At 73.0% G+C, this 1,016-nt stretch carries 2 protein-coding genes; both read right to left on the bottom strand.

Annotated features, from left to right (window positions below):
• On the bottom strand, window positions 1–551 hold a 551-nt coding region (locus tag AB0G02_RS42265), incomplete at its 3' end, for a SulP family inorganic anion transporter (RefSeq protein ID WP_360806833.1).
• Window positions 548–883 carry a metalloregulator ArsR/SmtB family transcription factor gene (locus AB0G02_RS42260; RefSeq protein WP_360806830.1) on the bottom strand — a complete coding sequence of 112 codons (336 nt, stop codon included), beginning with the start codon at window positions 881–883 and terminating at the stop codon, window positions 548–550. The genes AB0G02_RS42260 and AB0G02_RS42265, both read right to left, overlap by 4 nt.
• Between the last annotated feature and the right edge of the window lie 133 nt (window positions 884–1,016).

Here is a 1,016-nt window from a genome sequence, read left to right as displayed (position 1 = left end):
CCGACCAGCATCACCAGCGCCACGCCCGCGGCGAGGGCGACGGCGTCCCACCGAGGCGCGGCGGCGAAGTCCCCGAGAGCGGCGACGGCGGTCAGGACCACGCTGCCCTCGCCGGCTGCGCGCACGCCCAGCGCGGCGGGCACCTGCTGCAACGCGATGACGGCCGCGATGCCGATGGTGAAGCCCTCCACCACCGGCACGGGCACGTAACGCATGTACCGACCGGCCTTGGCGACCGCGAGCAGCACCAGCAGGACACCCGCCAGCAGGCCCACGGTCAGCACGCCGTCCACGCCGTAGCGGGTTACGATGGGCACCAGCACCACGGTCATCGCGCCGGTGGGACCGGACACCTGGAGGCTCGAACCGCCGAACACGGCCGCCAGGGCACCCGCCACGATGGCCGTGACCAGGCCGGACGCCGCGCCGAGCCCGGAGGCGACGCCGAACCCCAGGGCGAGCGGCAGCGCCACCTCCGCGACCGTCACCCCGGCGAGCAGGTCGCGTCGGGTGGCCCCGGCCCAGTCCGCCTTCGCGGGCAGGAACGTCATGCGCCTTCCTCCTCCCGCAACAACGCCAGCAGTTCGTTCTGCCCGGCCAGCAGACCGGTGAGCACCTGCCGCGCGACGCGCAGCAGCTCCGCCACGTCTCCGCTGGTCAACGCGTACACGACGGTCGTGCCGTCCCGGGTCGCCGTGACGATCCCCGACCGGCGCAGCACCGCCAGCTGCGCCGACAGGCTGGACGCCTCGATGCCGATGTCGGCCAGCAGGTCGCGCACCGGCTTCGGGCCGTCCTGGAGCAGTTCGAGCACCCTGATCCGCACGGGGTGCCCGAGCATGCGGAAGAACTCGGCCTTGGCCTGGTGCAGCGGGAGGGGCACGGCGACCTCGCGGTGGTGGAGTTGAAGACTTTTTCAACTCTACAACACTGCAACTCCACGCAGGGCGGTCCGGGTGCCGGCGGCGATCTCGGCGTCCTCGCGCGCTTCGACCACCCAGGCCGAGACCGGCGAC

The organism is Actinosynnema sp. NPDC023658 (assembly GCF_040639995.1).
Taxonomy (GTDB): domain Bacteria; phylum Actinomycetota; class Actinomycetes; order Mycobacteriales; family Pseudonocardiaceae; genus Actinosynnema.
The sequence above is the reverse complement of the archived record's forward strand: the minus strand, read 5'-3'. Positions and strand labels throughout refer to the sequence as shown.